At 33.9% G+C, this 3,444-nt stretch carries 4 protein-coding genes and 1 pseudogene; 2 read left to right on the top strand and 3 right to left on the bottom strand.

Annotated elements, in window-relative coordinates; all coding sequences use genetic code 11:
- Positions 1-510, bottom strand: a 510-nt coding sequence (locus ACIQ2X_RS14735; protein WP_396179714.1) for a hypothetical protein, incomplete at its 3' end; no start/stop codon positions are given.
- 176 nt (positions 511-686) lie between these two features.
- A complete protein-coding gene (ychF, locus tag ACIQ2X_RS14730) occupies positions 687-1,781 on the bottom strand; it encodes a redox-regulated ATPase YchF (RefSeq protein ID WP_396179713.1) in 1,095 nt (364 codons plus the stop codon).
- Positions 1,782-2,051: 270 nt separating this feature from the next.
- Here ychF and ACIQ2X_RS14725 point away from each other — a divergent pair, with 270 nt between their 5' ends.
- Together ACIQ2X_RS14725 and ACIQ2X_RS14720 are read left to right on the top strand one after the other, a co-directional pair.
- The gene (locus ACIQ2X_RS14725; RefSeq protein ID WP_396179712.1) at positions 2,052-2,585 is read left to right on the top strand and encodes a hypothetical protein; all 534 of its coding nucleotides are present in this window, start codon (positions 2,052-2,054) and stop codon (positions 2,583-2,585) included.
- A gap of 350 nt (positions 2,586-2,935) precedes the next feature.
- The gene (locus tag ACIQ2X_RS14720) at positions 2,936-3,352 is read left to right on the top strand and encodes a hypothetical protein (RefSeq protein WP_396179710.1); all 417 of its coding nucleotides are present in this window, start codon (positions 2,936-2,938) and stop codon (positions 3,350-3,352) included.
- Here the strand turns inward: ACIQ2X_RS14720 and ACIQ2X_RS14715 are convergent.
- Positions 3,339-3,444: pseudogene (locus tag ACIQ2X_RS14715) on the bottom strand (IS1595 family transposase); the annotation flags it as partial. The gene ACIQ2X_RS14720 and the pseudogene ACIQ2X_RS14715 sit on opposite strands and share 14 nt — an antisense overlap.

Here is a 3,444-nt window from a genome sequence, read left to right as displayed (position 1 = left end):
CAAATCCGTATCGGTATAAAAATCTTGAACCCGAATCCCATTGGACTCTAAACGAAGTACTTTTACTCTCCAATAAATAGAATCTTTTGTGCTTACTATAAGTTTTCCATTTATTTTTTTGGCTTTCTGGATTTCAGAAAATTCGAAAATGGTATCCCTATCCTTCATTATAAACAGAATGGAATCGCCAAACTTTTTGCTCTCTAAAACTTCGTTTGTTTTGGTGAGGATATATCTACCCTCTTTAAAACGAAGTTCATTTTTTAAAGAATCCAACTGGTTTTTATGTAACCAGAGGTGGTAATTGTTCTGCATATAAATAGTGTTTTTATCAATATTTAAAAAAACAGAATCATTGGATGCATAGGTTCCAATGAATTTAGACGGTATCACCCTCAGTTCTGAATTGTTAATCGGCTGAGCTTCTTCAAAATATATAATTTGTTCTTGCTGAACCTCTTTACAAGAACTAAAAATGATTAGGGCTAAAATTAAGGTGTATTTTTTCATAATTTTGGTTTTCATTAACATTTCAAATTTTAGGCCAACTATTTTTTTCCAAAAAAAAAGTGAAACATTTTATGTCTCACTTTGTTTAAAATTATTTTAAAATTGGAATTATGGGATGTTTCTTTTGAGAATAATTTACACAATTAATCACTCAAAATTGTAAAAAAAATAATCCACTACACGTTAAATCTAAAATGCATTACATCGCCGTCTTTTACAATGTATTCCTTCCCTTCTACTCTTAGTTTTCCGGCTTCTTTTACTTTAGCTTCAGATCCGTAGGCCTCAAAATCGTTAAAAGCAATTACTTCCGCACGAATAAATCCTTTTTCAAAATCAGTGTGAATTACTCCTGCTGCTTTTGGAGCGGTATCGCCAATGTTAATGGTCCAAGCGCGAACTTCTTTTACTCCTGCGGTAAAGTAGGTTTGCAATTTCAAAAGTTTATAGGCGGCACGAACCAAAACCGCCGAACCTGGCTCGGTCAATCCCATATCTTCCAGAAAAACCTGACGCTCTTCATAACTTTCCAGCTCGGTTATATCCGCTTCGGCACCAACCGAAAGAATGATTACTTCGGCTTGTTCGTCTTTAACCAAATCTCTTACTTGATCTACGTATTTATTGCCGTTTACCGCCGATGCTTCATCTACATTACAAACGTATAAAACAGGTTTGGCGGTTATCAACTGAAATTCTTCCATCAAAACTTCTTCATCATTGTTTTGCGGAATAACCGTTCGTGCCGATTTGGCTTGCAGCAACGTTTCTCTAATGCGGTCCAAAAGCGCTTTTTCCGTTTGGGCTTCTTTGTTCCCGGTTTTTGCAGCACGAGTGACTTTTTCCAAACGTTTTTCAACAGTTTCCAAATCTTTCAGTTGCAATTCGATATCGATGGTTTCCTTGTCTCGAATAGGATTTACATTTCCATCTACGTGAATAATATTGTCGTTGTCAAAGCAACGCAAAACATGAATAATGGCATTACATTCGCGGATATTTCCCAAAAACTGATTGCCTAAACCCTCGCCTTTACTCGCTCCTTTTACTAAACCAGCAATGTCCACAATATCCACAGTGGCCATTTGCACACGTTCTGGTTTAACCAATTCTTCTAATTTTGCAATTCGTGGATCGGGTACATTTACCACACCAATGTTGGGTTCGATGGTGCAAAACGGAAAGTTAGCACTTTGGGCTTTTGCATTGGACAAACAATTAAATAAAGTTGATTTTCCCACATTTGGTAATCCTACAATTCCTGCTTTCATTAGATTCTGTTTTTAAAAGTGTGCAAATATACATTTTATGTATCATAAATAGCGAAAGAAATTGGAGTGATTTACGGTTGGATGTGCGATAAATTATAACATTAAGTAGTAATCCAATAACTTGGAAGTACCTTTTTGACCGTACATTTGACATTATTCAAAACTTAAATAATTATGATTATGAAATGAGCATAATCTAAAATTGGTCTCAAAAACCAATGAAGATATGCGAATTACATATGACCAATAAAAAACAATAAATATCTACATATGAAAAATATAACCACACTCGCATTTGCATTACTTTTATCAGTAAGCATTCAGGCTCAAAACACAAATGTGACTCAAGTTACTAAAAAAACGGTCACTACTGTCAAGGATTCTGACGGAACCAAGCAAGTAGTAAAAGAGCAAAATACCACCGCCCGTCAAAAAGTGGAACTTGAAAATGCCGATTCTTCCACACTAAACAAAGACTTAAAAGATTCGCCTGTTGAGATGGTTTCCACAACAACGGTAACGAATCCCGATGGCACAACGAGAACGGTAGCCTTAGATCGAAGTGCTATATACCAATTTAACGGTAGTAATTACAGATTGTCGCTTGACCCTTCAGGCTATGTGGTAACCGATTCCAATAATGCAACAGTAGCACTTTTAAGAGCTACTACCAACAACAGTTATATTTACAGAACTAAAGATTCACTTTCGATTGTGTACTTTGATATAAATGGTAATTTGGTTCTTGAATCGTACGACGATAACTCAGATAAAGTAATTACCCGAACGTTTATGCGATTGTAACGATAATTGCCCCACGTCTACTTTAAGAAGTCCTAATTTATTAAAAATTAGGGCTTTTTTTATTTTTTAAAAGTGGAATTGATTGTTTTCTATAACAAATTAAAATAGAAAAAATTCGGTTTGTAATCAAAACCCGATTTCAATTTGTAAAAGTTCCGAGAAGCTTACAACGTAGTGGATGCGATGGAGTTCTCCTACTTTCACAATTACTCGCTATATTCAATGCGAGTGGGTACTGTTGCAATGTTTAACTTCATTAAAGATCTCAACTTTTATAATTAACACGCTCATAACCAATAATCTTTTATACTTTTATAAGATACATTTACTTTTACTAAAATTTATGAACTATGAAAAAAATATTTTTACTTTTAATTACATCATTTGCCTTGTGGTCCTGCGATAATAAGGACGACAAAACCACAAAACCAATAGACCAACTACCACCTGAAACCCAAACAGGAGCTAACACATTTGGATTTTTACTAAATGGTAAACCTATTATTGTTAAAAATACTTCTCAACAAACAGCAATATATCAACAAAATCAGTTACAATTGGGAGGAGGAATAGATAATGATATAAATGATGTAAGTGTAATAATTACAGTAGGTGGACCTTTAAATACAAATGTTATATATGATTTATCTTACCCAAACAATATAGCTATATTTGTTAATAATAAAGAAAATTGCTATTACGATTATCCTAATACGCTTGATGGTAATTTAATATATGCATATCCGTTTTTAATCATACTCCTGTAATACTTGCTATCACTAGTCTATCGAAGATTTTCTCACCAAAATATCTGCGATTTAGCTTATAAACAAACTCGTTCAGATACAGTTGTAAGTTT

Origin of the sequence: Flavobacterium sp. (assembly GCF_044368625.1) — a bacterium.
Lineage (GTDB): Bacteria > Bacteroidota > Bacteroidia > Flavobacteriales > Flavobacteriaceae > Flavobacterium.
The sequence above is the reverse complement of the archived record's forward strand: the minus strand, read 5'-3'. Positions and strand labels throughout refer to the sequence as shown.

Coding starts and splice junctions, on each gene's coding strand:
- ACIQ2X_RS14725 (WP_396179712.1), top strand. CDS start 2,052: ATGAAAAATATAACCACACTCGCATTTGCATTACTTTTATCAGTAAGC.
- ACIQ2X_RS14720 (WP_396179710.1), top strand. CDS start 2,936: ATGAAAAAAATATTTTTACTTTTAATTACATCATTTGCCTTGTGGTCC.
- ychF (WP_396179713.1), bottom strand. CDS start 1,781: ATGAAAGCAGGAATTGTAGGATTACCAAATGTGGGAAAATCAACTTTA.